Origin of the sequence: Roseomonas nitratireducens, from assembly GCF_017813355.1 — a bacterium.
GTDB lineage: Bacteria > Pseudomonadota > Alphaproteobacteria > Acetobacterales > Acetobacteraceae > Neoroseomonas > Neoroseomonas nitratireducens.
On the sequence record NZ_JAGIYZ010000022.1, the window covers coordinates 40336 to 53841 of the forward strand.

14 protein-coding genes are annotated in these 13506 nt (G+C 73.7%); 6 read left to right on the top strand and 8 right to left on the bottom strand.

Going from position 1 to position 13506, the window contains the following annotated elements:
* Position 1: 1 nt before the first annotated feature.
* On the bottom strand, positions 2-967 hold the full coding sequence (locus J5Y09_RS19350; RefSeq protein WP_209353466.1) for a Bug family tripartite tricarboxylate transporter substrate binding protein: 966 nt from the start codon (positions 965-967) through the stop codon (positions 2-4).
* Positions 968-1188: 221 nt separating this feature from the next.
* Between J5Y09_RS19350 and J5Y09_RS19355 the strand changes: the two genes are divergently transcribed.
* From J5Y09_RS19355 to J5Y09_RS19370, 4 genes are read left to right on the top strand one after another with little or no spacing between them, the layout of a single operon-like run.
* Complete coding sequence (locus J5Y09_RS19355; protein ID WP_209353467.1) at positions 1189-2367, top strand: enolase C-terminal domain-like protein; 1179 nt, start codon at positions 1189-1191, stop codon at positions 2365-2367.
* Positions 2368-2369: 2 nt separating this feature from the next.
* Positions 2370-3020, top strand: coding sequence for a class I SAM-dependent methyltransferase (locus J5Y09_RS19360; protein ID WP_209353468.1), 651 nt, complete (start codon positions 2370-2372; stop codon positions 3018-3020).
* Positions 3017-3865: a MipA/OmpV family protein gene (locus J5Y09_RS19365; RefSeq protein WP_209353469.1), complete on the top strand. Its 849-nt coding sequence runs from the start codon at positions 3017-3019 to the stop codon at positions 3863-3865. Before J5Y09_RS19360 ends, J5Y09_RS19365 begins: the two co-directional genes overlap by 4 nt.
* Before the next feature lie 4 nt (positions 3866-3869).
* On the top strand, positions 3870-5132 hold the full coding sequence (locus tag J5Y09_RS19370) for a cation:proton antiporter (protein ID WP_209353470.1): 1263 nt from the start codon (positions 3870-3872) through the stop codon (positions 5130-5132).
* Here the strand turns inward: J5Y09_RS19370 and J5Y09_RS19375 are convergent.
* From J5Y09_RS19375 to J5Y09_RS19405, 7 genes are read right to left on the bottom strand one after another with little or no spacing between them, the layout of a single operon-like run.
* Positions 5129-5872: an ABC transporter ATP-binding protein gene (locus J5Y09_RS19375; protein ID WP_209353471.1), complete on the bottom strand. Its 744-nt coding sequence runs from the start codon at positions 5870-5872 to the stop codon at positions 5129-5131. The genes J5Y09_RS19370 and J5Y09_RS19375 overlap by 4 nt on opposite strands.
* A 10-nt stretch (positions 5873-5882) precedes the next feature.
* Complete coding sequence (locus J5Y09_RS19380) at positions 5883-6932, bottom strand: FecCD family ABC transporter permease (protein ID WP_342451508.1); 1050 nt, start codon at positions 6930-6932, stop codon at positions 5883-5885.
* On the bottom strand, positions 6920-8047 hold the full coding sequence (locus J5Y09_RS19385) for an ABC transporter substrate-binding protein (RefSeq protein WP_209353472.1): 1128 nt from the start codon (positions 8045-8047) through the stop codon (positions 6920-6922). The genes J5Y09_RS19380 and J5Y09_RS19385 overlap by 13 nt, the downstream gene beginning before the upstream one ends.
* A 15-nt stretch (positions 8048-8062) precedes the next feature.
* Complete coding sequence (locus tag J5Y09_RS19390) at positions 8063-8524, bottom strand: copper chaperone PCu(A)C (RefSeq protein WP_209353473.1); 462 nt, start codon at positions 8522-8524, stop codon at positions 8063-8065.
* A gap of 56 nt (positions 8525-8580) precedes the next feature.
* Entirely contained in the window at positions 8581-8955 is a 375-nt protein-coding gene (locus J5Y09_RS19395) for a DUF2946 family protein (RefSeq protein ID WP_209353474.1), read from the bottom strand.
* 44 nt (positions 8956-8999) lie between these two features.
* Positions 9000-9551, bottom strand: coding sequence for an RNA 2',3'-cyclic phosphodiesterase (gene thpR / locus J5Y09_RS19400; protein WP_209353475.1), 552 nt, complete (start codon positions 9549-9551; stop codon positions 9000-9002).
* A 27-nt stretch (positions 9552-9578) separates the two neighbouring features.
* A complete protein-coding gene (locus J5Y09_RS19405; protein ID WP_342451509.1) occupies positions 9579-10181 on the bottom strand; it encodes an arylesterase in 603 nt (200 codons plus the stop codon).
* A 76-nt stretch (positions 10182-10257) separates the two neighbouring features.
* On the opposite strand from J5Y09_RS19405, the gene J5Y09_RS19410 reads away from it, so the two are divergent.
* A complete protein-coding gene (locus tag J5Y09_RS19410) occupies positions 10258-10986 on the top strand; it encodes an ABC transporter ATP-binding protein (protein ID WP_209353477.1) in 729 nt (242 codons plus the stop codon).
* Positions 10986-13484, top strand: a complete 2499-nt coding sequence (locus J5Y09_RS19415) for an ABC transporter permease (protein WP_209353478.1) — start codon at positions 10986-10988, stop codon at positions 13482-13484. Before J5Y09_RS19410 ends, J5Y09_RS19415 begins: the two co-directional genes overlap by 1 nt.
* Positions 13485-13506: the final 22 nt, after the last annotated feature.

Sequence of the window (13506 nt, forward strand, 5' to 3'; positions counted from 1 at the left end):
GTCAGTCCGCGCGGATGTTGCCGCGCCGGATCACCTCGCCCCAGCGGGCGCGGTCGCGGGCGATCAGCGCGGCGAATTCCGCCGGCGTGCCGGCCATCGGCTCGACGCCCTGCGCGGCGAGCTTCGCGCGGAATTCCGCCCGGCCCAGCAGCGCATTGACCTCCCGGTTCATGCGCTCGACCACCGCGGCGGGCGTGCCGGCGGGGCCGAGGATGCCGTACCAGCCGAGCGCCTCGTAGCCCGGCAGCGTCTCCCCGATCGTCGGCACGTCGGGCAGCGCCGGGTCGCGCCGCGCCGAGGTGACGGCGAGCGGCCGCACCCGCCCGTCGCGGATATGCGGCAGCGCCGTCGGCGTGGTGTCGAACATCATGGTCAGCCGCCCGCCGACGGTATCGACCATCGCCGGCCCGGTGCCGCGATAGGGCACGTGGGTGATGTCCACATTCGCCTGCTGCTTCACCAGTTCCGAGAACAGGTGCTGCGCCGATCCGATGCCGGAGGACCCGTAGTTCAGCCGCCCCGGCTCCGCCCGCGCGAGGGCCAGCAGATCCGCCAGCGTGCGCGCGTTGACCGAAGGATGCACCACCAGCACCGAGGCCACCGCGGCAACCAGGGCGATGGGCACCAGGTCACGCTCCGGATCGTAGGAAAGGCGCTGCAGCGCCGGGTTGATGGCGAGCGGCCCGGTGCTGCCCATCACCAGCGTGTAGCCGTCCGGCGCCGCGCGCACCGTCGCTTCCGTGCCGACGCTGCCGCCCGCGCCGGTGCGGTTTTCCACCACCACCGATTGCCGGAGGAGCGGCGTCAGCTCCTCCGCCAGCGCGCGCGCCAGCAGGTCGGCGGCACCGCCCGGCGGGAAGGGCGAGATCATGCGGATGGACCTGGCGGGCCATTCGCCCTGCGCGGCGGCGGGCCCGGCCAGCGCGGTGCCGGCCGCCAGGCCGAGAAGGAGGCGTCGCGTCGTCATGGCAGGCTCCCGTTTCCGATACGCGACGATGCTAGAGCAATATCCGACCGGCCGGAAACGGCCGATCGGATCTCTTGCTCCAGAAACCATTGATTCTACAGCACGAAATTCGATCACACTGATTCAGTGTGATCGGATAGTGCTGTAGGCCTGCTGCTGTTTGCGCGCCAAGCCGCCCGCCGCTAGGAAACCGCGCTTCCGCAGGCCCGAGGACGTCCCGCATGCGCATCGCCTCCATCCGCCAGGGCGTCGTGCCCATCAGCAGCGCCATTGCCAACGCCTATATCGACTTCTCCAAGATGACGGCGAGCGTCGTCGCCATCACGGTGGAAGACGGCGCCGGCCGCAGCGCCACCGGCTACGGCTTCAATTCCAACGGCCGCTACGCCCAGCCCGGGCTGCTGACGGAACGGTTTATCCCCCGCCTCGAAGCCTGCGACGAGGCGACGCTGACCGCCAAGGACGGCACGCTGAACGTCGCCGGCGCCTGGGCCGCGATGATGCGCAACGAGAAGCCGGGCGGGCATGGCGACCGCTCCGTCGCGGTCGGCGTGCTCGACATGGCGCTGTGGGACGCGGCGGCGAAGCTGGAAGGCAAGCCACTGTGGAAGCTGCTCGCCGACCGCCATCGCCGCGGCCAGGCGGAGGAGTCCGCCTGGGTCTACGCCGCCGGCGGCTACTACTACCCGGGCAAGGGCGTCGATGCGCTGGTCGAGGAGATGAAGCGTTATCTCGGCCTCGGCTACACCACGGTGAAGATGAAGATCGGCGGCGCGCCGGGCACGCCGCTGAAGGACGCGCTGGCCGAGGACCTCGCCCGCATCGAGGCCGTGCTGAAGCTGCTGGGCGGCGACGGATCCCGCCTCGCCGTCGACGTCAACGGGCGCTTCGGGCTGCATGCCGCGCTCACCTACGGCGCCGCGCTGCAGCCCTTCCGGCTGCGCTGGTACGAGGAACCGCTCGACCCGCTCGACTACGCGACCCATGCGGTGCTTGCCGAGCAATACGCGCCGCCGCTCGCGACCGGGGAGAACCTGTTCTCCATGCTCGACGCGCGCAACCTGATCCGCCATGGCGGGCTGCGGCCGGACCGGGACGTGCTGCAGTTCGACCCGGCGCTGTCCTACGGTCTGGTCGAGTATCTCCGCACGCTGGAGATGCTGGTGCAGCACGGCTGGTCGCCGCGCCGCTGCGTGCCGCATGGCGGGCACCAGTTCGCGCTCAACATCGCGGTCGGGCTCGGGCTTGGCGGCAACGAATCCTATCCGGAGGTCTTCGCGCCCTTCGGCGGCTTCGCGGACAGCACGCCGGTGGTCGATGGCCGCATCCGCATGCCGGACCTTCCGGGCATCGGCTTCGAGGGGAAGAACGACCTCTGGGCGGTGTTCAAGGATCTCTAGCGATGGCCGACCTGGCCGGGCAGGTCGCGGCGCGCTACCGGGACGTCTCCCGTACCGAAAGGGGCTTCATCCGCGGCAAGCTCAAGGGCGACCCCGCGGTGGCGGCGCTGCTCGCGCTCGGCGCCGCGCGGCCCTTCGGCCGGGTGGTGGATCTCGGCTGCGGGCGCGGGCAATTGGCGATCGCCTTGCTGCTGGCAGGTGTGGCGGAACACGTCACCGGCGTCGACATCGACGCGGCCAAGATCGGCGTCGCGCGCGCGGCGGCCGATGGCCTGCCCGCGCGGTTCGAGGTCGCGGACCTCGCCCATGCGCCCCTGCCCCCCTGCGACACGCTGCTGATGATCGACGTGCTGCTGCAATTGCCGCTGCCGGCGCAGGACGGGCTGCTCGCGCGCATCGCGGCCTCCGGCGCGGGCCGCATCGCCGTCCGCGCCTTCGATCCGGAGCGCGGCTGGCGCAGCGCCCTGGGCTTCGGGATGGAGCGGGTGCGCCGCCTGCTCGGGGGCGACCGGGGGCTGGCCGGCGCGGTGGCGCCGCGGCCGCTGCCCGAGATCGCAGCACCCCTTGCCGCCGCCGGCTACCGGGTGGAGATCACGCCATGCTGGGCTGGCACGCCGCTGCCGAATGTGCTTCTGCTCGCGGAACGCTCATGACCCGCCGCATCCTCCCCCTGCTGCTCCTCCTCCTCGCCGCCCTGCCGGCGCGGGCCCAGCAACTCCCGGTGTTCGAGATGGGGGTCGCGGCCGGCGGCGGCTGGCTGCCGGCCTATCCGGCCTCGGACCAGAATCGCTGGCGGGCGCTCGCCGTTCCCTACCTGATCTATCGCGGCGACCTGTTCCGCGCGGATGACAGCGGGCTGCGCGCCCGCACGCGCCTCGCCGACGGGATCGAGCTCTCGGTCAGCGCCTCGGCCGGCTTCAACGGATCCTCGCGCGACATCACGGTGCGCGAAGGCATGCCGGACCTCGACTGGCTGGGGGAGATCGGGCCCACGCTGCGCTTCACCCTCTGGCGCGGGGAGGATGAGAGCCAGCCGCGCCGCATCCTGATCGACACGCCGCTGCGCGCGGTGTTCTCCACCGACTGGTCCTCGGTTTCGTTCCGCGGCTTCACCTTCGCGCCCGACATCGCCTACGAGCACGTCAACTTCCTCTCGCCCTTCGCGCGGCTGCGGGTGTCCGCGGGCCTGCTGTTCGGCACCGAGCGCTACGGCGACTATTTCTACCAGGTGGACCCCGAATTCGCGCGCGCGGGGCGCCCCGCCTATGACGGCCGCGCGGGCTATATCGGGTCCCGGCTGTCCGTCTCCTACCGCCTGCCGCTGAGCGAGCGCGTCTCGCTCGTCGCCGGCGGGCGGATCGAGAACTTCACCGGCGCGGCGAATGACGACAGCCCGCTGTTCCGGCGCGACTGGAACGCTTCGGTCGTGGGCGGCGTCGCGATCTCCCTCTGGCGGTCGGAAGCGCGCGTGGACATCGCCGCGCAGCCCTTCGACTGATGCCATGAACGCCAAGGTCGGGCTGCTCTGCGTCGCCGCATTGCTGGTCGCCGGCCCCTGGCTGCTCTGGCGCATCGGCGCGGTCCGCGCCGTCGCCCCGCTCGCCGTCCTGCAGATCCTGGGCGGGGTCGCGCTCGGCCCTTCCCTGTTCGGGCGGCTGGCGCCGGAAACCCATGCGGCGGTCTTCACCGCGCCGGTGCTCTCTGCGCTGCAGGGCCTCGCGGCGGTCGGCGTGCTGCTCTATGTCTTCGTCTCCGGACTACACCTCGATCCCGCGCGGCTGAAGGGCGAGGCGCGCGGGCTCAAGCGCATCACGGCGGGCTCCTTCCTCCTGCCCTTCCTGCTCGGCCTCGGCGTCGGCGCCTGGATCGCGGCATCGGTGCCGGGCGCGATCGGGCCGCGCGGCGATGCGCTGACCTTCACGCTCGCCATTGGCGTCTGCATCGCGGTGACCGCGCTGCCCATCCTCGCCGCCATCCTGCGGGAAGCGGGCTGGATCGGCACGCGGCTCGGCCAGACGGCGCTGGCGCTGGCGGCGGTGAACGACGCAGCGCTGTGGCTCGTGCTCGCCGCGCTGCTCGCCATCGCGGCCGGCGCGGCGGAGCAGATCGGCACGACGCTGCTGTTCTCGCTGCTGTGGGGCGCGGCGCTGCTCGGCGGCGCGCGGCTGCTGCGCGGCCAAGCGGACGGCGAAGGCGCCGAGACGCGGATGCTCGTCCTCGGCGTCGCGTTCTGCTTCGTCTCGGCGGCGGCGGCGGAGGCGATCGGCCTGGGCTACATCCTGGGCGGCTTCGCGGCCGGCGTCGTCATGCCGCCGGCCTGCCGCGTCGCGCTGATCGCGCGGATCGAGCCGCTGACCGCGACCGTGCTGCTGCCCTTCTTCTTCGTCTCGACCGGGCTCAAGGCAACCATCGATCCGGGCTCGGCGGCCTTCCTCTCGGTCCTGCTGCTGGCCACCGTCGCGACCTTCGCGGGCAAGGTCGCGGGCACCGCGCTGCCGGCGCGCCAGGCGGGGGAGACCTGGTCCTTCGCGCTGGCGCTCGGCGTGCTGATGCAGACCAAGGGGCTGATGGAGGTGGTGGTGCTGGCCGCGCTGCTCGAGGCCGGGATGATCGGGCCGGTCGTCTTCTCCGGCCTGATCGCCATGGCGGTCGTCACCACCGTGGTCGCGGCGCCGCTGGCACGGCTCGCGCTCGGGGCAGGCTGGGCGGCGGCCGGATCGAGCGATGCCCCCGCGGAGGCTCCACCCCGCCGGACGCCGGTCTAGTCGATCGCCCGGCAGGGCGAGATGGCGACATGCCCGTCCGGCGCCGCATGCACATGCGCGGCGACGCCGTAGGCCTCGGCGATCCGCGCCTCGGTCAGCACCTCGCGCGGCGCGCCCTCGGCCAGCAGCCTTCCGTCCTTCAGCAGCGCGACGCGGTCGGCGAAGCGCGCCGCGGCATTCAGGTCGTGGATCGCGACCAGCGTGACGAGGCCCGAGGCCGCCGTCAGCTCCCGCACCAGCGTCAGCAGCGAGAGCACGTGGCGGATGTCGAGCGCCGAGGTCGGCTCGTCCAGCAGCAGCACGGCGGGTTCCGCCGCCAGCACCTGCGCCAGCATCACCATCTGCCGCTGCCCGCCGCTGAGCTCCCCCAGCAGCCGCCCGGCCAGCTTCGCGATGCCGAGGCGCCGCAGCGCGTCCGCGGCGCGGGCCAGCTCGGCCTCCGGCACGCGCCAGCCGAGCGCGCGGCGCCGGCCGAGCAGCACCGTCTCCATCACGGTCAGCGCCGCGCGCGCACCGTGGTCCTGCGGCAGGAAGCCGACCGGGCCGGTGGTGGCGCCATCGATCCGCACCGTGCCGCCATGGCGCTGCAACCCGGCGACGGCGCGCAGCAGCGACGACTTGCCGGCGCCGTTCGGCCCGATCAGCGCCAGCACCTCCCCGCCCCGCGCCTCGAGCGCGACAGCATCGAGCGCGGCATGGCCGCGGTAGCGGACGGAGAGGTCGACGACGGTCAGCCGCATCGCCGGTCGCCTACCATTGCGCCTGTCGCGCGCGCAGCACGAGCCAGGCGAAGAAGGGAACGCCGACCACGGCGGTGACGATGCCGATCGGCAGCAGCGCGCCGGGGGAGAGCGTCTTGCTCGCGACCGAGGCGGCCGAGAGCAACAGCGCGCCGGCCAGCGCCGAGCCCGGCAGCAGCCAGCGCTGGTCCTCCCCCAGCAGCATCCGCGCGAGATGCGGCGCGACCAGGCCGATGAAGCCGATCGTGCCGACGAAGGCGACCGCCGCGCCGGTCGCGAGCGCCACGAAGACGAAGGCGCGCAGCCTGAGCCCGCGCACGCCCACGCCGAGTGCCGCCGCCCTTTCCTCCCCCAGCCGCAGCGCCGTCAGCGACCAGGCGTCGCGCATCAGCATCGGCGCGGCGAGGGCGAGGATCGCCAGCACGATGCCGAGCTTCCCCCATGTCGCGCGCTGCAGGCTGCCGAACAGCCAGAAGACGATCTGCTGCAGCGCCTCGGGGGAAGCGAGGAACTGCAGCAGCGCGAGCAGCGCCTGGAACAGGAACATCAGCGCGATGCCGGCGAGCACGAGCGTCTCGGCCGTCGCACCCCGCCGCCCGCCCAGCAGCCACACGGCGGAACAAGCGAGCGCTGCGAACAGGAAGGCCGAGGCCGGCACGGCGAAGGCGTCCGGCACAGGCAGCGCCGCGCCCAGCACGATGACGAGCGCCGCCCCGAACCCCGCCCCCGCCGAGATGCCGACGGTGTAGGAGGACGCGAGCGGGTTGTTCAGCACGGTCTGCATCACCGCGCCCGTCATGCCGAGCGCGGCACCGACGGCGACCGCCATCAGCGCGACCGGCAGGCGGATCGACCAGACTATGGCGTCGATCATCGGATCCTCCGCCAGCCGCAGCACGGACCGCGCGACCGCGCCGGGCGAGAGCATCGCCGGCCCGGTCGCGGCATCGAGCGTGACGACGAAGGCGAGCGCGGCGAGCCCCGCGGCCATCGCCGCGGCGCGCCGCGCCGAGAGCGCCCTCCAGGCTGCCTCCGGCGCCGCCGCGCTCAGCCCCGCCACGGCACCATCCAGCTGCCGGAGAAGCGCACGGGCAGGAAGCGCGCGTGATAGTCGGCAAGCGAGGCGATCGGGTCGTCGTCCACGAAGGCGCCCGGATAGAAGCGCTTCGCCATGTAGAGCAGGGCGGTGTCGTCAAACAGCGTGCGGGCGAGCCCGTGCTCGATCGCGTGCAGTTCCCCCGTACGGATCGCCGACAGCCCCGCCCAGCCCGGCCGCCCGGCATAGGGGGCGAGGCTCGCGCGCGTCTGTTCGCGCGTCGCGTCGTAGCCGGTGCGCACCGCGCGCGGCCGGTTCACCCAGGAGGACGCGCCGATGAAGATGAATTGCGGGTCGAAGGCGAGCACCGCCTCGGCCTGCAGAGGCGCGAAGCCGCCCTGGATGCGGCCCGCGGCGGCGTTGCTCGCGCCCAGGTGCTCGAAGAAGCGGCCCCAGAGGCTGTGCGGCGGATAGGAATTGCCGATCACCTCCGGCCCGCCCTGGCCGAGCTCGACATAGGCGCGCGGCTTCTGCGCGCCGGCGGCGCGGGCGGCGCGCTCGACGATTGTTTCGAAGTTGCGGCGGTAGCGCTCGATCAGCGCCCCGGTGCGCTCCGTCGCGCCCATCGCCGTGCCGATGGCGTTCGTCGAGGCGATGTGGCTCTCGAGCGTCTGGGCATTGTAGTCGAAGACCAGGACCGGGATGCGGGCGGCCTCGATCTGCGCGCAGGCGGTCTGCGCCGCGCGCCACAGCCAGGCCGGCACCATCAGCAGGTCCGGGCGCAGGCCGATCACCTTCTCGGCCGAGAAGGTGCCCTCGTCCGTGTTGCCGACATCGGGCATCGCCGCGAGGTTCGGGATGAGCGGCAGGTAGCGCGCGAAGATCGCGGGCCGCCAGCCTTCCCACACCACGCGGTTCATGCCGACGAGGCGATGCCAGCCCTCGAGGCCGGCGATCGCCGTGAACTCCTCGTAGTTGAAGGTCATGACGGCGCGGCGGGCAGGGCCGGCGAGCGGCACCTCCCGCCCGAGCGCGTCGACGATGGTGCGGGCGGAGGCGAGCGCGGGTGCCGCCGGCGCGGCGAGCGCGCAGGCCATCAGCGCCCGCCGGCGCAGCACGCCGGCCGGAGGATGCATCATGGCGGGATCCGGCGGCTAGTGGTGGTGGCCGCTGCCGCGCGCGCCCGCGGCTTCCACCGCGAGTTCGACCGTCACCTCGCCCGCGCGCTCGAAGCGCAGCGTCACGGGCACGCGCGCGCCCTGCTGCAGCGGCGCGGTGAGGCCGATAAGCATCACATGCAGCCCGCCCGGGCGCAGCTCCACGGTCTGCCCGCCCGGAACGGGGATGTCGTTCACCGGGCGCATGCGCATCACCTCGCCTTCGCGGATATGCGTGTGGAGTTCCACGGCGCGGGCGATGGGCGATGCGGCGGAGATCAGCCGGTCCGGCTGCGCCCCCGTGTTGGCGAGGCGCATGAAGCCCGCGCCGTTGGCATTGGCTCCGGCGGCGCGCGTCCAGGGATGGCCGATGCGAAGGTCGCCGGCGGTGTAGTCATGCGCGGCGGCGGGCAGGGCGAGCAGGGCCGGCACGGCGGCCAGCAGGGTACGACGGAACATGGTTCGGAGTCCTTCGGTGAGACGTGACGGCGGGTGCGCGCGGGCGCGCGGGGGCGTCAGCCGAAGGAAGGCGGGGCGCGGGATCCGAAAGGCGGGCCGCGCGCCGGCGGCGCGAGCGCGGCGGGCACCGCGGCGTGCCAGGCCGGCGTCGAATGGCCCCAGGCGAAGGCGGCGACCGCCGGCGGGTCCGGCAGCGAGGCCTGCGCCGGCATCGGGCAGGCGGCGCAGAAGCCGCCATCCTCATGCCCCGCCGGCATCTCCTGCCCATCCGGGCCGAGATGCACGGTGCGCATGCCCTCCGCCGAGCAGATCACCGCCTCCATCCCCGCCGGCGCGGCGGCCATGGCGAGGCAATGCGCCGGCGCGACCACCGTCTGCAGCAGCAGTACGGCGGCGATCAGTCGCATCAGGGGGCGGGTCAGGCGGGCCACGGCCACGGTCCTAGCCGCCCGCGGAACGGGCGGCAAGCACGGCCTCAGGCCGCCGCGCGCGCGGCGAGGTCGTACTCGACCTCCGGCGTGTAGACCGAGGCCTCCTTGCCCAGGCGGGAGGAGAACAGCGTGAAGTGCTCCACCCGCAAGGGCGGGGCGCGGAACAGGTTGTGCGCCTGGACGAAGGCGATGACCTTGTCGGGCGGCGCGCGATCGGTCCGCGCGATGGTGACGTGCGGGGAGAAGCGCTTGCGCTCGGGCGGCAGGCCCACGCGCTGCAGCGCCGTCTCCACCTTGCCCTGCAGATGCGCCAGCGCGGCGTTGCGTTCGGCGCCGACCCACAGCGCATGGATCCGCCCCGCCTTCTCGAAGGTGCCCAGGCCGTGCAGCGACAGGTCGAAGGCGCTGCCGCGGATCGCGGCCAGCGCGTCGTCCACCTCCTGCGCGCGCCAGTTCTCGATCTCGCCGATGAAGCGCAGGGTCAGATGGTAGTTGTCGGGCGGCACCCATTTCGCGCCCGGTATCCCGCCGGTCAGCGCCGCGAGCGTCGTGCGGAACTCGGCGGGAAGGGCGAGGGCGACGAACAGGCGCAGCATTCCGGGTCCCCCTCGAACGGGGGCGGTTCAGCCCGAGGGCACCCGCCCCAGCAGCGACTCGACGGCCGGCAGCATGCGACGGACGAGTTCCGCCACGCCAGCCTCATTCGGATGAATTCTGTCGGGCTGGTTCAGCGCCGGATCGCCCGCCACGCCGTCCAGCAGGAAGGGGTAGAACACCACCTCCGGCCGCGCCTCGGCCAGCCGCGTGAAGGTGGCGGCGAAGTCGCGCCCGTAATCGGCGCCGAGGTTGGGCGGCGCGAGCATCCCGGCCAGCATGGCCGGCAGGCGGCGCGCGGCCAGCGCATCGAGGATCGCGGCGAGGTTCGCCTGCGTCGCGGCGGGGGCCAGGCCGCGCAGCCCGTCATTGCCGCCGAGGGCGACGATCACCGCGTCCGGCCGCTCCGCCAGCGCCCAGTCGAGCCGCGCCCGCCCGCCCGCCGTGGTGTCGCCCGAGACGCCGGCATCGAGCACGCGCACCGTCCGCCCGCGCTCGCGCAGCGCGGCCTCGAGCCGCACCGGCAGCGCCTGGCCGCGCGGCAGGCCGTAGCCCGCGGTGATCGAATCCCCCAGCATCATCAGCCGGATCTCGCGCGCGGCCGCCGGGCCGGCGGCCAGCAGGGGCAACACTCCGAAACAGGCCGGAAGTTTGCGGATCAGCGCGCGGCGCCCATATCGGGCGGTGAAGACCGGAAACCGAGACGACATGGACACCCTTCCACACCCCGCCCCGACGACGCTCGGGACAGGGGCCGGAGCGCCGCTGATCGCGGCCAACGGCCTCGCCTTCCAGGTGAGGTCCCAGGCCGGGGAGATCAATATCCTGCGTGGCGTCGACCTTTCGGTCGCCGCCGGGGAGGCGGTCGGCATCGTCGGGCCGTCGGGGTCGGGCAAGACCTCGCTGCTGATGCTGCTCGCGGGGCTGGACCGGCCGACCGGCGGAACGCTGAGCGTCGCCGGCCATGACCTCACGCGCATGGACGAGGACGCGCTGGCGCGCTTCCGGCGCGAGCATGTCGGCATCGTCTTCCAGGCCTTCCATTTGGTGCCGACCATGACGGCGATCGAGAACGTCGCCGTGCCGCTGGAATTCGCCGGCCGCGCCGATGCGTTCGAGCGCGCGGAGGAGGCCCTCGTCAGCGTCGGCCTCGGCCATCGCCTCACGCACTATCCCGGACAGCTCTCGGGCGGCGAGCAGCAGCGCGTCGCCCTTGCCCGCGCCTTCGTCGCCGGGCCGCGCCTGCTGCTGGCGGACGAGCCGACCGGCAACCTCGACCGCACCACGGGCCAGCATGTAATGGACCTGCTGTTCGGCCTGCGCGAGCGCTTCGGCACGACGCTGCTGCTGATCACCCACGACCCGCTGCTGGCCGAACGCTGCGAGCGGCAGGTGCGGATCGAGGATGGCCGCATCGTGTCCGACGGCGCGCGCTGATGGGCACGCTGTCGCTCGCGCTGCGCTTCGCGCGGCGGGACCTGCGCGGCGGCGTGAAGGGGCTGCGCATCGTGCTCGCCTGCCTCGCGCTCGGCGTCGCCGCCATCACCGCGGTGGGTACGCTGCGCGCGGGCGTCAATGCGGGCATCGCGGCCGATGGCGCGCGGATCCTGGGCGGCGAGGTGGAGGTGACCTCCACCGCCGGCCCGCTGCCGGACGCGGTGCGGGACTGGGCGCGGGCGCGGGGCGCGCGGACCTCCGACATCGTGCAGATGCGCGCCATGGCCGTCGCGGCCGATGGCGAACGCACGCTGGTCGAGCTCAAGGCCGTGGACGGCGCCTATCCGCTGTTCGGCGAGCTGCGGCTCGACCCGCCCGGCCCGCTACTGCCGGGGCAGGTGGTGGTCGAACGGGTCGTCGCCGACCGGCTCGGCATCGCGCCCGGCGCGACGCTGCGGCTGGGGGAGGCGCGGCTGACGCTGCGCGGGACCATCGCGGCCGAACCAGACAAAGTGGCGAGCCCGGCCATCCTCGGCCCGCGCGCCATGATCGCCATGGCCGACCTCGCCGCGACGGCGCTGATCCAGCCGGGCAGCCTCGTCACCCACGAACTGCGCATGGACCTGCCGGACGGCGCCGATCGCCGCGCCTTCGCGGAGGACCTGCGCGCCGCCTTCCCCGGCACGGGCTGGCGCGTGCGCACCGCCGACGCCGCCGCCCCGGCGGTCAACCGCTTCGTCGACCGCGCGGCCTTCTTCCTGACGCTGGCGAGCCTGACCGCGCTGCTGGTGGGCGGGATCGGCGTGGCGACGGGCGTGCGCTCATGGCTCGACCAGCGGGCGCGGACCATCGCGACGCTGCGCTGCCTGGGCGCCGCGCCGGGCCTGATCTTCGCCACCTACCTGATGCAGGTGCTCGCGCTCGCCGCGCTGGGCATCGGCATCGGGCTGCTCGCGGGCTTCGGGCTGACCATGGCGGGGGCCGCGGCGCTGGCCGATGCGCTGCCGGTGCCGCCGCGCATCGGGCTCTATCCGGAACCGCTCGCCCTCGCCGCGCTGTACGGGCTGCTGACGGCGCTCGCCTTCGCGCTCTGGCCGCTCGGCCGCGCCATGGAGATCCCCGGCGCGGCGCTGTTCCGCGACGCGCTGCAGCCTTCCGGCGCGCGGCCGCGGATCATGCTGGTTGCGGCGACGGCCGCGGCCGGCGCGGCGCTCGCCGCGCTCGTCATCGGCACGGCGGAAAACCGCGCCTTCGCGGGCTTGTTCGTGGCCGGCGCGGTGGCGACGCTGATCCTGTTCCGGATCGGCGCGCTCGCGCTGATGGACACCGCGCGGCGCTTCCGCTTCATCCGGCGGCCATCCGTGCGGCTGGGCCTGGCCAACCTGCACCGGCCGGGCTCGCCGACTCCGCTGATCCTCGTCTCGCTCGGCATCGGGCTGACCACGCTCGCCGCCATCGCGCTGATCGAGGGCAATCTCCGCCGCCAGATCGCCGAGCAACTGCCCGACGCGGCGCCGAACTTCTACTTCATCGACATCCAGTCCGATCAGGTGCGCGAGTTCGACCGCGTCGCCGCCGCGCAGCCGAGCGTGACCGAGGTGAAGCGCGTGCCGTCGCTGCGCGCCCGCATCGTCGCGGTGAACGGCACGCCGGCGGAGGAGGTGCGCACCACGCCCGAGACCGCCTGGGCATTGCGCGGCGACCGCGGCCTGACCTACGCCGCAACCCCGCCCGACGGCACGCGGCTGGTCCAAGGCACCTGGTGGGCCGCCGATTACCGCGGGGAACCGCTGGTCTCCTTCGACGCGAACCTCGCGCGCGGCTGGGGCGTGGGCATCGGGGACACGGTCACGGTCAACGTGCTCGGCCGCGACATCGCGCTACGCATCGCCAATCTTCGGGACATCGAGTGGCGCGGGCTCGGCATCAACTTCGTGCTCGTCGCCTCCCCGGGGCTGCTGGACCTGGCGCCGCACACGCACATCGCCACGGTGCGCAGCGACACGGCGCGCGAAGGGGCGGTGCTGCGCGCGATCAGCGAGGCGTTCCCCAACGTCTCCGGCATCCGGGTGCGGGATGCGCTGGAACAGGTGGCGGAACTGCTCGGGCGGATCGGCACGGCGCTGTCGGCCACCGCGAGCCTGACGCTCGCCGCCGGCGCGCTGGTGCTGGCCGGCGCCGTGGCGGCGGGGCAGCGGCGGCGGGTGCGCGACGCGGTGGTGCTCAAGACCGTCGGCGCGACGCGGGCGCAGATCCGCCGGGCCTTCCTGGTGGAATTCGGGCTGCTCGGCGCGACCGCGGGCGTGATCGCGGCCGGCGTCGGCACGGCAGCCTCCTGGGGCGTGGTCACCTACATCATGCGGGCGGACTGGGTGTTCCTGCCGGGCACGCTCGCCGCCGTGGTGCTGGCCTGCACCGCGCTGACCCTGGCCTTCGGCTACGCGGGAACGGCGCTGGCGCTGCGCGCGAAGCCGGCGCCGCTGCTGCGCAACGAGTAGGGCACGGAGATCGGGCCGGGCG

Bases quoted from the DNA above. Each gene is read 5' to 3' on its own strand.
- J5Y09_RS19350 (WP_209353466.1), bottom strand. From the start codon at position 967: ATGACGACGCGACGCCTCCTTCTCGGCCTGGCGGCCGGCACCGCGCTG.
- J5Y09_RS19355 (WP_209353467.1), top strand. From the start codon at position 1,189: ATGCGCATCGCCTCCATCCGCCAGGGCGTCGTGCCCATCAGCAGCGCC.
- J5Y09_RS19360 (WP_209353468.1), top strand. From the start codon at position 2,370: ATGGCCGACCTGGCCGGGCAGGTCGCGGCGCGCTACCGGGACGTCTCC.
- J5Y09_RS19365 (WP_209353469.1), top strand. From the start codon at position 3,017: ATGACCCGCCGCATCCTCCCCCTGCTGCTCCTCCTCCTCGCCGCCCTG.
- J5Y09_RS19370 (WP_209353470.1), top strand. From the start codon at position 3,870: ATGAACGCCAAGGTCGGGCTGCTCTGCGTCGCCGCATTGCTGGTCGCC.
- J5Y09_RS19375 (WP_209353471.1), bottom strand. From the start codon at position 5,872: ATGCGGCTGACCGTCGTCGACCTCTCCGTCCGCTACCGCGGCCATGCC.
- J5Y09_RS19385 (WP_209353472.1), bottom strand. From the start codon at position 8,047: ATGATGCATCCTCCGGCCGGCGTGCTGCGCCGGCGGGCGCTGATGGCC.
- J5Y09_RS19390 (WP_209353473.1), bottom strand. From the start codon at position 8,524: ATGTTCCGTCGTACCCTGCTGGCCGCCGTGCCGGCCCTGCTCGCCCTG.
- thpR (WP_209353475.1), bottom strand. From the start codon at position 9,551: ATGCTGCGCCTGTTCGTCGCCCTCGCCCTTCCCGCCGAGTTCCGCACG.
- J5Y09_RS19410 (WP_209353477.1), top strand. From the start codon at position 10,258: ATGGACACCCTTCCACACCCCGCCCCGACGACGCTCGGGACAGGGGCC.
- J5Y09_RS19415 (WP_209353478.1), top strand. From the start codon at position 10,986: ATGGGCACGCTGTCGCTCGCGCTGCGCTTCGCGCGGCGGGACCTGCGC.